The sequence below is a fragment of the Rhodococcus cercidiphylli genome (assembly GCF_033042225.1).
Lineage (GTDB): Bacteria > Actinomycetota > Actinomycetes > Mycobacteriales > Mycobacteriaceae > Rhodococcoides.
Genome location: NZ_JAWLKE010000010.1, coordinates 155,555 through 172,467 on the forward strand (window position 1 = coordinate 155,555; position 16,913 = coordinate 172,467).

Sequence of the window (16,913 nt, forward strand, 5' to 3'; positions counted from 1 at the left end):
TGCCGATGGTATTCGTAGATGTGCCCTGCGATGTGAAGAACACATCAATTGTTATTCAGGTGTATTCCCGAGATGAGAATCGACGACCGGGCCGATCACAGTGGCTGCATCTGCATTGGTCATCTCGTTGTGGAAAACGTCGACATCGTGGATGACGATATCTCCTGTCACATACGGCCGCCATTCCTGCGGGGATCGAACAATTCCATCGCTCGCACCCTTCGTTGCGGAGAAGAACAAAACATCTCCGTCGAACACGTCCGGGATGAACTCGGCCATTATTCGAGTCGAGTTCTCGAATCCCGCATTGATACGTCGCAGATGATCGGCGGAAACGCCGGTCGTCTGTCCCAACGACTCGTCGAGTAGTTCGACGCCCCGTTCGTAGGTCAACGGCTCGGTCGAGTGCTGAGCCGTCAGATCGAGCCCCAATCCCGCAAGCAGGTTCTCGACGCTCAACGCTCCCTCGACCGCTTCGCCGTCGTGGCCGTCGACGTAGCTGTCCAACAGTGCGAGGGTGCGAACATCGCTGCCGGTGCTGCGCAGTTCCACCGCTATCGCATGAGCGAGCGAGCCGCCGAGCGACCACCCGAGCAGGTGGTACGGACCCACCGGCTGGACAGCGCGAATCTCGTCGGCGTAGCGGTGCGCGAGATCACGAATGGACCCGAACGTCGACCCTTCGACGATGCTCGGCAGCTGCAGGCCGTACACGGGACGGTCGTCGCTCAGATGCGAGACGAGACCGGCGTAGCCCCACGACAACCCGATTCCCGGGTGAACGCAGAACAACGGTGCCTTGGACCCGCTGCCGCGCAGCGGAATCACGACCCCGAACACCGAATCGAGATCCGCGCCCCCGGTTTCGGCATCCGCGGCGACCCGCGCTGCCAACCCTGCCGGTGTCGGATCGACGAACAGCGCTTGCAGCGGGACCCGCACTCCGATGGCGTTCTCGATGGCAGGCACGATCTTCGTGGCCACCAGCGACGTCCCGCCCAGCTCGAAGAAGTTGTCGTCCATGCCGACCCGATCGACTCCGAGAACCTGCGCGAACGCATCGGCGATCGCAGCTTCCACGTCGGTGGCCGGTGCCCGGTACGGAGTTGTCGACGTCGTCAGCTCCGGAACCGGCAGGGCCCGCCGATCGAGCTTGCCCACAGGCGTCAGCGGAATGTCGTCCAGCTCGATGATCGCCGACGGAACCATATGGCGCGGAAGCACTTTGGCGACTCGGTCTCGAAGTGCTTCGGTGTCGACCGATTCGCCGTCGGCCGCGAGAACGTAGGACACGAGGACGGTGTCACCCGACGCCGCCGTGTGCCCGATCGTGGCGGCGAATCCGACCTGGTCGTTCTCGGTGAGGGCGGAGTCGATCTCACCGAGTTCGATGCGGAAACCGCGCACCTTGACCTGGAAGTCACTGCGTCCGACGAACTCGACGGCCCCGGCACTTCCCCATCGCACGACGTCACCGGTTCGATACATCCGGTCGCCAGGAGTGCCGAACGGATCGGCGACGAAACGCTCGGATGTCAGCCCGAAACGACCGAGGTATCCACGGGCGGTACCGGGACCGGCGATGTAGAGCTCGCCCGACACTCCGGCCGGAACCGGCCGCAGTCGTGCGTCGAGCACCTGGAACCGGAATCCGGTTCCAGGCCTGCCGACGTCCACTGTGCCACCGGGCACCAACGGTCCACCGACACTCGCCTGGATGGTGGTCTCGGTCGGACCGTAGCCGTTGAACATCTGGCGGCCCGGTGCCCATTTCGCCACCAACTCCGGAGTACAGGCCTCACCTCCGACGGCGAGGACCCGAACGTTGCCCAGACGTGTCTCGTCGATCGACGACAGCGCCGCGGGCGTCAGGAATGCATGCGTGACGTGTTCGGATTCGAGCAGGTCGGCCAAGTCGCCGCCGCCGAAGACTCCCGGCGGCACGATCACGACGGTGGCACCGACGCCGAACGCCATCGTCAGCTCGTAGATGGATGCGTCGAAACTCGGTGATGCGATGTGCGAAACACGCGAATCCCGAGTGGGGCGGAATCGCTCGAGCACCTCGGCCTGGAGGTTGGCCAAGCCACGGTGCCGCACTGCAACGCCCTTCGGGCGACCGGTCGAACCCGAGGTGTAGATCAGGTAGGCGGGGTGGTCGATGTGCAGGGTCGCCGTACGTTCGACATCGGTCACCGCGTCTGCCGGGTAGCGAGACAACTCCGCGGAAATTTCCGGATCGTCCAGAACCAGCCACGGGACGGTGTCGGGCAGCGATCCCCTGCTGTCGATGTCGGTCAGACCCATTGCGGCATGGGAATCTTCGAGCATGTGCGCGATTCGGTCTGCCGGGTAGTTCGGATCGACGGGCAGGAATGCGGCACCGGTCTTGGCCACGGCCCACACCGACAGCACCGACTCGATGGATCGAGGCAGAGCCAAGGCGACGAACGTCTCGGGCCCGACGCCGTAGTCGATCAGCATTCGAGCGATTCGGTTGGACCAGCTGTCCAGATCGGCGTAGGAAAGGCTGATGCCTCGGTAGGTGACGGCCACTGCGTACGGGTCGAGCGCGACCGCCGCCGCGAGCAACTCCGGCCATGTCCGGACTGCTGCGTCCGGGTTTCCTCGCGCCGGCACCAACGCGCGCTGCTCGTCGGCGCCCAGAATTTCGATGTCTCCGACCACCGCGTGCCGGTCGCGTCCGACGGCATCGAGAACTCGAATCAGTCGCGCCGCGATGGCCTCGACGCTGGCCGCGTCGAACAGCGAGGTGGCGTAGTCGAATGCGGCTTCGAAGCCGGACGGACGTCCCTGATCGTCGAAGGTCTCGGACAGCAGCAACTGAAGATCCTGCTTGGCTACCGGAACGTCGAAGTCGAAGCCTTCGACGCGGAGGTCCGGGAGCTCGAGCGAGGCCTTCTCGTTGTTCTGGAACGACAGCGCGACCTGTGACAGCGGAGCGTATGCCGTCGAACGGGTGGGATTGAGAACCTCGACGATTCTCTCGAAGGGCATCTCGGTGTGATCGAACGCGTCGAGATCGTGTGCCTTGACCTGGTTCAGTAGATCGTCGAACGTCGCGGACTCGTCGACTCGGCTGCGCAGCACGAGCGTGTTGACGAACATACCCACGAGGTCGTCGAGCGCCGCGTCCCCGCGCCCGGCCACCGGAGTGGTGATCGCGATGTCGTCGGTGCCGCTCAAACGAGCCAGAACGACCGCGTACGCCGCGTGCAGCACCATGAACATGCTGACGTTCTGTTCGCGAGTGATGTCGACGAGCGTCCGATGGATGTCGGCATCGACCGTGAAGCGAACTCGGCCACCGCGGAAGTCCTGAGTGGTCGGCCTCGGTCGGTCCGTCGGCAACGGCAACAGGTCGGGAAGACCCGCGAGCGCGGTGGACCAGTGCTCGAGCTGAGCCGCTGCCACGCTCGACGGGTCCTGCTCGTCTCCGAGCAGCGAACGCTGCCACATCGTGTAGTCGGCGTACTGGACGGGCAGCGGCTGCCAATTCGGTGCCTTGCCTGCACTGCGCGCCGAGTACGCGAGCACGACGTCGCGAGCGAGAGGTGCCATCGACGCGCCGTCGGCGGCGATGTGGTGCACCACCATGGCGAGTACGAAGACGGGATCCTCGGACGCGTCGACGCCGGCATCGAGCACCTCGAAAAGCTCGACGTGCACCGGGATCTCGGTGGTGACGTCGAATCCTCGACCGGCCAACAGGGCGACGCGATCGGTCAGAACTGCGGCATCGATCCGTTCGGATTCGACCGCAGGTGCGACCTCGGCAGCCGGGTGCACGAGCTGCACCGGGAATTCCGGGCCGTCGGGGAAGGTCGTGCGCAGAGACTCGTGACGTCCCAGAACATCGACCACCGCGGCGGCCAGAGCAGCGGTGTCGAGCCGCCCGGTCAGCTTGACGACCAACGGCACGTTGTATGCGGCCGACGAGGTGTCGAACTGGTTGATGAACCACATCCGCTGCTGAGCGAGCGAGAGCGGAATGTGCTCGGGACGCGCCGCCGCAACGAGAGCGGGGCGCTGCTCGCGAGTGTCGGCAGTGCCGACTGCGCTCGCCAGTCCCGACACCGTCGGGGTCTCGAAGATCGTGCGGACACCGATGGAGGTACCGAACTCGGCGTTGACGCGAGCGATCACCCGCGTTGCGCTGAGCGAGTCACCACCGAGCTCGAAGAATCCGTCGTCGGCACCGACTCGATCCACCTCGAGGATCTCGGCGAAGACCGCCGCGACCGTCAGCTCGGCAGGCGTGCTCGGCTCCCGGTACGAGGTGGCCGAGCCGAACTCCGGTACGGGCAGTGCGGCGCGATCGAGCTTGCCCACCGGAGTGAGCGGAATCGACTCGAGTACGACGATGGCGCTGGGCACCATGTGCGACGGCAGCGCGGCGGCGAGATGGTCACACAGAACCGCCGTGTCGAAGCTGTCGACCGCGTGTGCCGGGTCGTCCCCCGTCAGGCGCACGTACGCCACGAGAACAGTGGCACCGGACGGCCCGGGAGTTCCGAAGGTGGCTGCGAAATCCACCGCGGGATGTGCCGAGAGCGCGGCGTCGATCTCGCCGAGTTCGATGCGGAAGCCGCGGACCTTGACCTGCGAGTCGCTGCGACCGACATATTCGATGGTCAGATCCGGCGACCAGCGCACCACATCTCCGGTGCGGTACATGCGGGCACCGGGAGCACCGAACGGGTCGGCGACGAATCGTTCGGCCGTCAGCCCCATCCGATCGTGGTAGCCGCGAGCCAGGCCGACGCCTGCGAGATAGAGCTCACCCGCGACCCCGACGGGAACCGGCTGCAGTCGCGAGTCGAGAACCACCTCGTACACACCCCGCACCGGCCCACCGATCGACACCGGCTCGCCGGCGACCATCGGTGCACTGATGTTGGACATGATCGTGGCCTCGGTCGGTCCGTACCCGTTGAACAGGTTGCGACCGGGAGCCCACTTGGTGACCAACTCGGACGGAACGGCCTCGCCGCCGACCACGACATCGGCGAAGGTGTCGAGACCGGCCGGATCGACCGAGGCGAGGGCGGACGGGGTGATGAAGCCGTGAGTGACCGATTCCTCGGCCAGCAACGACGCCAGCTCGGCTCCGCCGTACACCGTGGGTGGAACGATGACCATCGTTGCACCGACGCCGAACGCGAGCAGGTACTCGAGTACGGACGCGTCGAAGCTGGGTGATGAAACATGAAGCGTGCGTGAGTCCTTCGTGACTCGATAGCGCTCGCGCTGCTCGGTCGCGAAGTTGTCGAGGCCGGAGTGGGTGACCACGACCCCCTTCGGTACACCCGTCGAACCCGACGTGTAGATCGTGTACGCCGCACTCGCGAGGGTGACGCGACCATGGCGTTCGTCGTCGGCGACGGGCTCGTCGCTCACCGCGCTCGGACCGTCGGTGGCGAGGTCGTCCAGGACGATCCACGGCACGGTCGACGGCAGGTCGTCGAGGTGAGAGCGGGTGGTGACACCGAAGGTTGCTCCGGAGTCGGCCAGCATGTGCTCGATGCGATCGGCCGGGTAGTTCGGATCGACCGGTACGAAGGCGGCACCGGACTTCGCGACGGCCCAGACGGTCAGCACCGACTCGACGGATCGTGCGATCCCGAGTGCGACGAACGTCTCGGTGCGGACACCGCGGCCGATCAGAATGCGAGCGAGCCGGTTCGACTGTCGATCCAGCTCTCGGTACGTCAACTCGCCGTCGACGCTGCGCACTGCGATGGCGTCCGGGTCGACGGCAGCTGCGTCGGAGAAGATCTCCGGTAGCAATCGAGTCGATCGGCCTTCGAGGCCGAATACCGGAGCCAGAGAAGCGAATTCGGTGTCGGCCAGCAATCGCAGCCGAGCCAGTGGCTGCTGCTCGTCGGCCAGCACTGCGTCGAGCACCCGCTCGACCCGATCGACGATGGCGTGCACGTCTTCGAGCTCGAAGAGTTCGGGCAGGTACTTGGCCTTGAGGTTCAGGCGCTCGTCGACCGACGACACCAGTGTCAGCGGATAGTGCGCCGCGTCGGTGCCGAGGATGTCCGTCACCTGCATACCTGCGAAATCCGTTGCAGCAGAGGCTCCGGCGCGATCGACCGGGTAGGACTCGAACACCGTCAGCGTGTCGAACGCGACGCCGGCTCCGGCCGCGCGCTGGATGTCGGTCAGACCGAGGTAATGGTGATCGAGCAGCGCTGCCTGTTCGGCCTGCACGCGATCGACCAGAGCGCCGAGTGTCTCGGCCCGATCCAGCGTGACCCGAACGGGAAGCGTGTTGATGAAGAGCCCGATCATGCCTTCGATGCCCGGAACCTCGGGTGGACGACCCGACACCGTGGCACCGAAGACGACGTCCTCGCGACCGGTCAGAGTGGCGAGCACGATGCCCCACGCGGTCTGAACGAGGGTGTTCAGAGTGGACCCGCGGCGCGCCGCGAAATCGCGCAACGCCGCTGTGGTCTCGATCGACAACGACCGCTCGGTCTCGCTCGAGACAGTGGACAACTGACGACCCCGGTCACCGGTGACGAGCAGTGTCGGCTCCTCGACGCCGGCCATCGCACTGACCCACTGCGCGGTGGAGATGGCGACGTCGCGTTGCCGCATCCACGCGAGGTAGTCCCGATACGCGGGAACTCGCGGCAGCATCGAATCGTCGGACTCGGTGACGTAGAGGGTGATCAGTTCCTTGACCACCAGCGGCGTCGACCAGCCGTCGAGCAGGATGTGGTGGTTGGTCAGCAACAGTCGCCAGTGATCGTCGGCGAGGGTGATCAGCGTGAACCGCAGCAGCGGTGCCGAGTCCATCTCGAATCGCACGCCGCGATCGGCCGCGAGGACCGCTTCCAGGGCCGCATCGACATCGGCCTCGCCGCGGAGATCGACCTCGGACCACGGAACCGTGACCGAACTCTGCACGATCTGCAGAGATTCGCCGGTGCTGTTGTGCACGAACGCTGCTCGCAAGTTCGGATGACGAGAGACGAGCTTGTTCACGGCGGAATGCATCCGCTCGGCATCGACGACGCCGCGCAGCTCGAGACCGAGCTGCACCATGTAGGCGTCGACTCCCGCACTGTCGCTGCCGACCTCGCCTGCGAGACGGGCGTGGAAGAGCAGTCCGGCCTGCAGCGGCGACATCGACCACACATCGTCGAGATCGGGGAACTTCTTCTCGAGCACCTCGATGGAACGCTGATCGATGTCCACCAGCTCGAGGTCGGACGGGGTGAAGCCGCCCGCGCCCTCGGTCGAGGCGTGCTCGGTGATCGCGGTCAGTGCCTGCGTCCACAGTTCGATCAACCGATCGACCTCGTCCGCATCCAGGATGCCGGCCGGGAACGCGAAGGTGGCGTCGAGCTGGGGCCCGTCGGGTGTCGAGGTGGTGACGGCGTTGATGTCCAGCGCGGCCGGTACCGGCATGTCCGGGTTCTGTGCGTCGCCCAGTTCGGCGTCGGCCACAGGAATCCAGCCCACGTCTTCCATGCCCTCGGACGATCCGGTCGAGAAGCGCCCGAGGTAGTTGAAGCTGACCTGCGGAGCGGCGTAACCGGACAGTGCCTCGGTCCCGTCGGAGTCCAGGTACCGCAGCATGCCGTAGCCGATTCCGTGATCGGGGATCTCGAGCAGCTGTTCCTTGACGGCCTTGATCAAGGCTCCAGCGGAGTCGCCACCGGACAACGCGTCGGCGATGTCCAGGGAGCCGAGATCGAGTCGAACCGGGAAGATCGTGGTGAACCAGCCGACGGTTCTGCCGAGATCGGCTCCGGGCACCACGGCGTCTTCACGGCCATGGCCTTCGAGTGTGATCAACGCACTGCGAACCGAGGCTCCCCGTTCGCGACGCCACGCCGTCAGTGCCAATGCCAGCCCGGCCAGGAGACCGTCGTTGACGCTGCCGCGGAAGGCATTCGGCACCGCTGTCAGCAGTCGCTCGGTCACCTGGACCGGGAGCGATGTGCGGAGGCGCTGGACGGTCGCGTCGACATCGACGCGCTTGTCCAGTGGTCGCGAACCGATCGTCGGATCGTCACCGTTCAGAATGCGCTGCCACAGGCCGATTTCGTCGGCGCGGCCCGCGGTGACCTCGGTCAAACCGGTGGACCACCGTCGCATCGATGTGCCGATCGGTGCCAGCGCAGGCGTGTCGCCCGCGACGATCTGGCTCCAGGCCGTCGCCAGATCCGGGACGAGGATGCGCCACGACACGCCGTCGATCACGAGGTGATGTGCGACGACGAGCAGTCGGCCGGACCCGTTCGGGGCCTGGAACCACACCATCTGCACCATGACCCCGTCGGCGGGGACCAGTCGATCTGCTGCAGCGTCGAGTTCCGTTGCGGCACGGGAGGAGAATTCGGGACCGTCCACGGAATCGACCGAGACCGCGTGGATCACCGACGCGGCGGACACAGTGCCGATCGGAGTTACTTCCTCGTGCCAGATTCCGTCCGTGTCCTGGAACAGTCGCGATCGCAGCATGTCGTGACGATCGAGCACGGCCTGCACGGTGCGCTCGAGCGTGACGCTCTCGATACCGACCGGGAGCTGAAGCAGTGCCGTCTGGGTGTAGCGCCCGAAGTCGGTGCTGCGCTCCAACATCCAACGCACGACCGGAGTGAGGGGCAGCGGGCCGACTCCCCCACCGTCGAGTTCTTCCAGTACGACGACGTCGCCTCCGAGGACCACGACCTCGGCCAATGCCGCGACGGTCTTGCGCTCGAAGATGTCGCGCGGAGCCAGGACCAGACCGGCCGCCTTGGCGCGTGAGACAAGCTGGATGGACATGATGCTGTCGCCGCCGAGCGCGAAGAACGAGTCGTCGACGCCGACGGTGTCGAGGCCGAGGACGTCGGCGAACAATCCGGCGAGAATGGACTCGACTTCGGTTGCCGGCAAACGGCTCTCGGTGACATTGGCGGAGAAGTCCGGAGCCGGCAATGCCCGGCGGTCGAGCTTTCCGTTGGCGGTGAGCGGCAGCTCGTCCAGCACGATCAAAGCGGCCGGAACCATGTACGACGTCAGTGAGTGTCCGACGAATTCGAGAACGGCGGAGTGGTCGAGTGTTCGGCCCGCCTCGGCGACGACGTATCCGATCAGTCGATCACCGAATCCGTCGTCTCGAACCGAGACCACGGACGCCGCGACACCGTCGAACGCCAACAGCGCGCTTTCGATCTCGCCGAGTTCGATACGGAAGCCGTGCAGCTGCACCTGCATGTCGCTGCGGCCCAGGTACTCGAGCGCGCCGTCACGATTCCACCGTGCGGTGTCACCGGTGCGGTACATCCGGGCACCGGCTTCTCCGGCCGGATCTGCCACGAAACGGGTGGCCGACAGGCCGGCCCGGCCCAGGTATCCGCGAGAGAGCTGTGCCCCGGAGACGTACATTTCACCGGTGACGCCGGGTGGTACCGGATTGAGACGCGTGTCGAGAACGGCGACGCGCAGTGCGGGGATGGCCTGACCGATGACGCTGGCCGAGGCCGATGCCGCGAACTGCTCGGTCAAGGCCAGGTGGCTCACGTGGACTGTCGTCTCGGTGATGCCGTACATGTTGACCAGAGTCGGGGCGGACTCGTCGTGCCGGGCGTACCAGCGAGCCAACTGCCCGAGATCGAGTGCCTCGCCGCCGAAGATCACGTAGCGCAGCGAGAGATCGGAGTCCGTGGTGCCGGCGAGGTTTCCGGTGGCCACACGATCGGCTTCCGCGAACTGGTAGAACGCCGTCGGTGTCTGGTTGAGCACCGTGACCCGCTCGCGAACCAGCAACTCGCGGAACAGCTCCGGAGAGCGTGCCGTGTAGTAGTCGACGACCACGAGTGTTCCACCGTGCAGCAGCGGTCCCCACAGCTCCCACACCGAGAAATCGAACGCGTACGAGTGGAACATCGTCCAGACGTCACGATCGTCGAAATCGAAGAGATCAGCGGTGTTCGCGAACAGCGTCGCCACGTTGCGGTGCGCGATCTGCACGCCCTTGGGGCGACCGGTGCTGCCCGAGGTGTAGATCACGTACGCGATGGAATCGGCGCTGGTTCCACCCGAACGGTCCGCGTCGGTCAGCGGGGCACCCGACATGCCGGCCAGCTCCGCGATCAGCTCGGGCGAATCGATCTCGAGGACATCGAGATCCGAGGCGGGCACCGCCGCACTGTCGGCAACAGTGGAGATCACACAGACGGGCGAGGCGTCTTCGAGCATGAACGCCAGCCGGTCCGCTGGGTAGGACACGTCGATCGGAAGGTAGCCGCCACCGGACTTGATCACCGCGAGCAGCGCGACGATCAGCTCCTCGTTGCGAGGCATCGCGACCGCTACCAGCGATTCCGACGTCACACCGCGCTGTACGAGAAGCCGTGCGAGGCGGCTGGAGCGGTCGTCGAGCTCGGCGTAGGTCAGCGTGTGATCTCCGAAGACGACGGCGCGCGAATCGGGGAATCGCGCAGCGGCAGCAGCGAAGCGATCGGCCAGCGTCGCATCGGATGCCACCCGGCCAGCGTGGTTCCAGTCATGCGTCATGGCGTCGAGCTCACCCGGCAGGAGCAGATCGATATCGCCGACTGCGCGCTCGGGATCGCTCGTCACGGAGGCGAGCACGGCACCGAATCGTGCCGAGAACTCCTCGACGGACGATTCCTCGAACAAGTCGGTCGCGTAGGTGATCGCGGCGGTCATCCCGGCCGGTGCACCGGCCTCGTCGAACTCCTCGGCGACGGTCAGTTGCAGGTCGAACTTCGCAATGTGAGCATCGATGTCGACGGCTTCGACCGTGAGGTCCGGCAGTTCGAGCGTCGCGGACGTGTTGTTCTGGAACTCGAGAAGCACCTGGAACAACGGCGAGCGGTCGGTCGAACGAGCGGGGTCGAGAACGTCGACCAACCGCTCGAACGGCACATCGGTGTTCTCGAACGCCGCGAGATCGGCTGTACGCGTGGCCCGAAGCAGATCGGTGAACGAAAGCTGCGGTGCCACCTCCGTGCGCAGAACCAGGGTGCCGACGAACATGCCGACCAGATCGTCGAGTGCAGCGTCACCTCGTCCGGCGATCGGCGTTCCGACAGCGATGTCCTCGGTGCCGCTGATGCGCGCCATCAGGATCGACCACGCCGCGTGGACGGCCATGAAGACGGTCGCCTCGTTGGCACGCGCGAGGTCGACCAGCCCGGCATGAGTGGTGCGGTCGATCTCGAACCGAACACTGTTGCCGCGCATGGACTGCCGAGCGGGCCGCGGGTGATCGAGCGGTAGCGGCAGAACATCGGGAAGATCCGCCAGGGCGGTCTTCCAGAAGTCCAACTGCTGCGCGGCGAGGGACGCGGGATCGGACTCGTCGCCGAGCACGGTGCGTTGCCAGAGTGCGAAGTCCGCGTACTGAACGTCGAGCGGTGTCCACATCGGCGCGCCGGCAGCCGCGCGAGAGCCGTAGGCGACCATGACATCTCGCGCCAGGGGTGCCATGGATGCGCCGTCGGCAGCAATGTGATGCACGACGATCGAGAGCACGAACTCGTCCGGTGCGATCCGGTACAGGACCGCGCGGAACGGTAGATCGGTCGAGACATCGAATCCTGTTGCAGCAGCGGCCGAGATGGCCGCAACGACCTCGGTGGCGTCCAGATCGACGACGACGAGTTCGGTTCTCGCCGCCTGCACGTCGAGGATCTTCTGCTCAGGACGATCCCCGCGGGTGGGGAACACCGTCCGCAGCGACTCGTGGCGTTCCAGGACGTCCCCGACGGCCGCGCTCATCGCGGCGATGTCGAGTCGACCCGTCAGTCTCACCGCAAGCGGGATGTTGTACGCCGCCGAGGTCACGTCGAACTGATTGATGAACCACATTCGTTGCTGCGCAAGCGACAACGGAATCGAATCCGGTCGCGGCTTCGCCACGAGTGCGGGACGGCGAAGGGTGCCGACCGGGTTGCTGAGCACTCGCACCGCAAGTGACTCGACGGTGGGAGCCTCGAACAATGCGCGGACGCTGATCGTGGTGCCGAGGGCGGAGTTGACGCGCGCAGTGAGTCTGGTGGCACTGAGCGAGTCGCCACCCAGATCGAAGAAGCTCGAATCGATTCCGACGCTGTCGATCCCCAGTACCTCGCCGAAGATATCGGCGATGACCTGCTCGGTGTCGTTCCGCGGTGCACGCGAGTCGCCCCCGAGATGGAGGTCGGGTGCAGGTAGGGCATTGCGGTCCAACTTGCCTGCCGGTGTCAGCGGAATCGACTCCAGTGCGACGAAGGCCGTCGGGATCATGTGGGTCGGTAGCGAACTCGAGACATGAGTGCGCAGAGCTGCTGCATCGACCTGCTCGCCGGACCTCGGGAGGACGTAGGCGACCAGAATGGTGTTGCCCGTCGGACCGTCGACACCCACGGTGGTGGCGAACTCGACCATCGGATGGTCGGTCAGGACGGCGTCGATCTCGCCCAGTTCGATGCGGAAGCCGCGCACCTTGACCTGGAAATCGCTGCGTCCGACGTACTCGAGCGTTCCCGACTCGGTCCACCGCACCACGTCGCCGGTGCGGTACATCCTGGCACCGCTCTCGCCGAATGGATTCGCGACGAAACGGTCTGCGGTCAGACCGAATCGGCAATGGTAGCCACGAGCCAGTGCCGGCCCGGCGAGATAGAGCTCACCCACGACCCCGACCGGAACGGGATGCAGTCGTGCGTCGAGGACCACCTCGCTGAAACCGATTGTCGGAGAACCGATGTCGATGGCGGAGTCGACGTCGAGTCGATCGCTGATGGACGAGAAGATCGTCGCCTCGGTGGGACCGTACGCGTTGAACATCCGACGGCCCGGTGCCCAGCGAGCCACGAGCTCGGGCGGACACACGTCGCCACCGGTGGCCACCACGGCCAACTCGGTCAGGCCGTCCGGATCCACCGATGCCAGCGCGGCGGGCGTGACGAACGCATGCGTGACGTGCTGTGCTGCAAGCAGTTCGGCCAACTCGGTGCCGCCGTAGACGGAGGTCGGCGCGATGACCATGGTCGCGGCACCGGAGAACACCATCAGCAGTTCCAGGATGGAGGCATCGAAGCTCGGGGACGCGAACGCGAGAACCCGAGCGCCCGGGGTCACCTCGAAACGAGTCCGCTCCTCCTCGGCCAGATTCGCCAGCCCGCGGTGGGTGACGGTGACGCCCTTGGGAACACCCGTCGAGCCCGAGGTGTAGATCAGGTACGCGAGCTGATCGATGTGCATCGGGCGAATTCGGTCGCCGTCGCGAACCGGGGCGGTCGAGTGACCGGCGAGTTCGGTGCGCGTGTCGTCGTGGTCGAGCACGGTCCACCGAGCAGAGCCGAGACCGGAGACCGCGGCCTCGTGCTCGGACAGGGTCAGACCGATCGACGCGTTCGAGTCGACGAGCATGTGTTCGACGCGATCGCGCGGGTAGCTCGGATCGATCGGCAGGAATGCCGCCCCGGTCTTGGCGACTGCCCAGATGCCGAGGACGGATTCGACGGACCGTGGCAGAGCCAGTGCAACGACAGTTTCCGGGCCGGCACCGCGAGCGATCAAAGTTCTTGCGAGAGCAGACGATTGCGCGTCCAGTTCGGCATAGTCCACGGTGCGGCCGTCGCTCCACAGAGCGGTGCCCTGCGGGTCGACTGCGGCAGCGTCGGTGAAGATATCGGGAAGCAGTCGAGCATCCGACGATGCCGGTCCACGAACCGGTGCCACCCGGCGCAATTCGTCCTCGGACAGCAACGAGAGCGATCCGACGCGTCGACCGGTGTCGGTTGCGATGGCCTCGAGAACACGCACGATTCTGTCGACCGTCGCCGCAACGACGCTGTGCTCGAACAACTCCGGCAGGTACTTCGCCTCGATGTGCAGCCGGTCGTCGACCATGGCGACCAAGGTCAGAGGATACTGCGCCGTGTCGCTTCCGTCGTGTACGTCGTGCACCCGCATTCCGGCGAGGTCGGTTTCCGCCGACAACCCCGCGCGGTCCATCGGGTACGACTCGAACACCGTCAGGGTGTCGAAGGAGACGGCCGGTCCGACTGCTCGCTGAATGTCGGTGAGGCCGAGGTAGTGGTGATCGAGTAGCGCGGCCTGTTCGGACTGCACCCGTTCGAGGTACTCACCGAGTGTCTCCGACGGATCGAGCACGATCCGGACCGGCAGAGTGTTGATGAACAACCCGACCATCGACTCGATGTCGGAGACCTCCGGCGGGCGTCCGGACACGGTGGCACCGAACACGACGTCGGAGCGTCCGGTCAGAGTGCCGAGAACCAGCGCCCAGGACGCCTGGACCATGGAGTTGATCGTCACGCCACGGGCGCGAGCGACGCTGCGCAAGCGGTTCGTCTGCTCCACATCGAGTGAGACCAACGAGCGGCCCGCCAACGTCGATTCCTGGCGTCGGCTCTCGACCGGCGTCAACAGCGTCGGCTCGGACAAACCGGCGAGAGCGTTCGTCCACGCTTCGAGAGCCGACGAGCGATCACGCTTGGCCAGCCACGACAGGTAGTCGCGGTAGGCCGGAACTCGTGGGAGCACGGTCTCGTCACCGTCGACCACGTAGAGCGTCAGCAGGTCCTTGAGCAACAGCGGCGTTGACCAGCCGTCGAGCAGGATGTGGTGGTTGGTCATCACCAGGCGCCACTCGCCCGGTGCCACGGTGATGAGCATGAAGCGCAACAGAGGTGCCTGTGCCATGTTGAATCGAGTGGCACGGTCCTCGTGTTCGATGCGATCGAGCTCGAGGGCTCGATCCTCCGGATCCAGTCCGGTCAGGTCGATCGACGACCAGGGGGCATCCACGTCGTGGTGGACGATCTGAATCGACTCGCCGTCGCTGTTGTGCACGAAAGCGGTCCGCAGGTTCGCGTGTCGACGCAGCAGCCCCCGAGCAGCACGCCGGAACCGCGCCTCGTCGACGCTTCCGCGCAACTCCAGCACCAGTTGGACGATGTAGGCGTCGACGGACTGATCCGACAGCTCGGCGTGGAAGAGCAATCCGGCCTGCAGCGGCGTCATGGACCAGATGTCGTCCAGCGTGGGATAGACCCGTTCGAGGTCGTCGATGGAACTCTGATCGAGCCGCACCAGATCGAGGTCGGAGGGCGTGAAGCCACCGGCCCCCGGTCGCTGGGCCAGCTGCGTCAGCGAGGTCAGGGCCTGACGCCACAGCTCCGCCAGCTCGGTGACCTCGTCCGCGTCGAGCACACCGGTGGGGAAAGCGAACGTCGCCTCGAGCCGCGGGCCGGTCGGCGTTGCGGTGGTGACGGCATTGATGTCGAGAACGGCTGCGACCGGCAGATCCTCGTCCTGCGAATCGCCGACACCGGAGTCGTCGACCGGAAGCCAGCCGTGTCCGCGAAGCTCGTCGGGAACATCGGTGCTGTAGCGCCCGAGATAATTGAAACTGATCTGGGGAGCCGGGAAGTCACGCAGTGCAGCGGCACCGTCCTCGTCCAGGTAGCGGAGCATGCCGTAGCCGATACCGTGGTCCGGAACGGCCAGCAGCTGCTCCTTGACCGACTTGATCAGACGCGCTGCGTCGACGCCGCCTGCGAGTGCGTCGTCCAGATCCAGATCGGCGAGGGTCAGCCTGAGCGGGTAGATCGTGGTGAACCAACCGACGGTCCGGCCGAGATCTGCACCGGGCACCACGTGGTCCTCGCGGCCGTGACCCTCGAGCGAGATGAGAGCGTCGTCGACGACCACTCCCCGACCACGTCGCCACACCGCCGTAGCGAGGGCGAGAGCCGCGAGCAGGCCGTCGTTGACGCTGCCGTGGAACGCGTCGGGCAGTGCCCTCAGTAGCCCCTCGGTGACGTCGGTGGACAGCGTCAACTCGACCTTGGCCACTGTTCGGTACACGTCGATCTCGCGATCGAGTGCTCGCGATCCGATGAGTGGATCCGGTTGTGCCAGAACGTCGCGCCAGATCGCCAGTTCGTCCCCGCGGGTGGCGGTGACCTCACGCAAACCGTGCGACCAACGACGCATGGAGGTGCCGACCGGAGCCAGCTCGGGAGTGCTTCCGCCGATGATCTGGGCCCACGCCGACGCGAGGTCGGGAACCAGGATTCTCCAGGACACGCCGTCGACGACCAGGTGGTGGGCGACGACGAGCAGACGGCTCCCCTCGGAGCCGGCGTCGAACCACACCATCTGGATCATGACACCGGCATCGGGTGCCAGCCGGCCGACTGCTGCTTCTGCCTCGGCGTTTGCCTGCTCCGAGAACTCCTGCCCCCGAACGGTTGTCGAGGTCACGCGGTGCACGACCGAGTTCGCCGAGACCGATCCGACGGGAAGAACCTCCATCGCGGGGTGCTCACCCCGGTGCAGGACACCGCGAAGCATGTCGTGGTGATCGAGGACCGTCTGGACGGTGGCTTCGAGCACATCGAGTTCGATGTCGACCGGAAGTGTGAGAACCGCCGTCTGCGTGTGCTTGTCGAGAACGTCCGTCCGATCGAGCATCCACGCCACGATCGGAGTCAGAGGTACATCGCCCACGCCGCCGCCGGGCAACTCTTCCAGTACGAGAGGTGCGGTGCCGTCCGAGGACGCGACCACCTCGGCGAGCGCCGCAACCGTCTTGTGCTCGAAGACATCTCGTGGCGACAGAGACAGTCCGGCCGCCTTGGCGCGCGAGACCAACTGAATCGACATGATGCTGTCGCCGCCGAGAGCGAAGAACGAATCGTCGACGCCGACACGGTCGAGTCGAAGCACCTCGGCGAACAGTCCGGCCAACGTCTTCTCGACCGCATTGTCCGCGTCGCGACCGGACGTGACCTGAGCGGACCAATCGGGTTCGGGGAGTGTGGTGCGGTCGAGTTTGCCTGCCGGAGTCAGAGGAATGGACTCCAACATCACGAACGCAGAGGGCACCATGTGCGCAG

At 65.7% G+C, this 16,913-nt stretch carries 1 protein-coding gene; it reads right to left on the reverse strand.

Annotated elements, in window-relative coordinates; translation table 11 throughout:
* Positions 1 to 51: 51 nt before the first annotated feature.
* Positions 52 to 16,913, reverse strand: a 16,862-nt coding sequence (locus R3P95_RS23110; RefSeq protein WP_449619236.1) for an amino acid adenylation domain-containing protein, incomplete at its 5' end; no start/stop codon positions are given.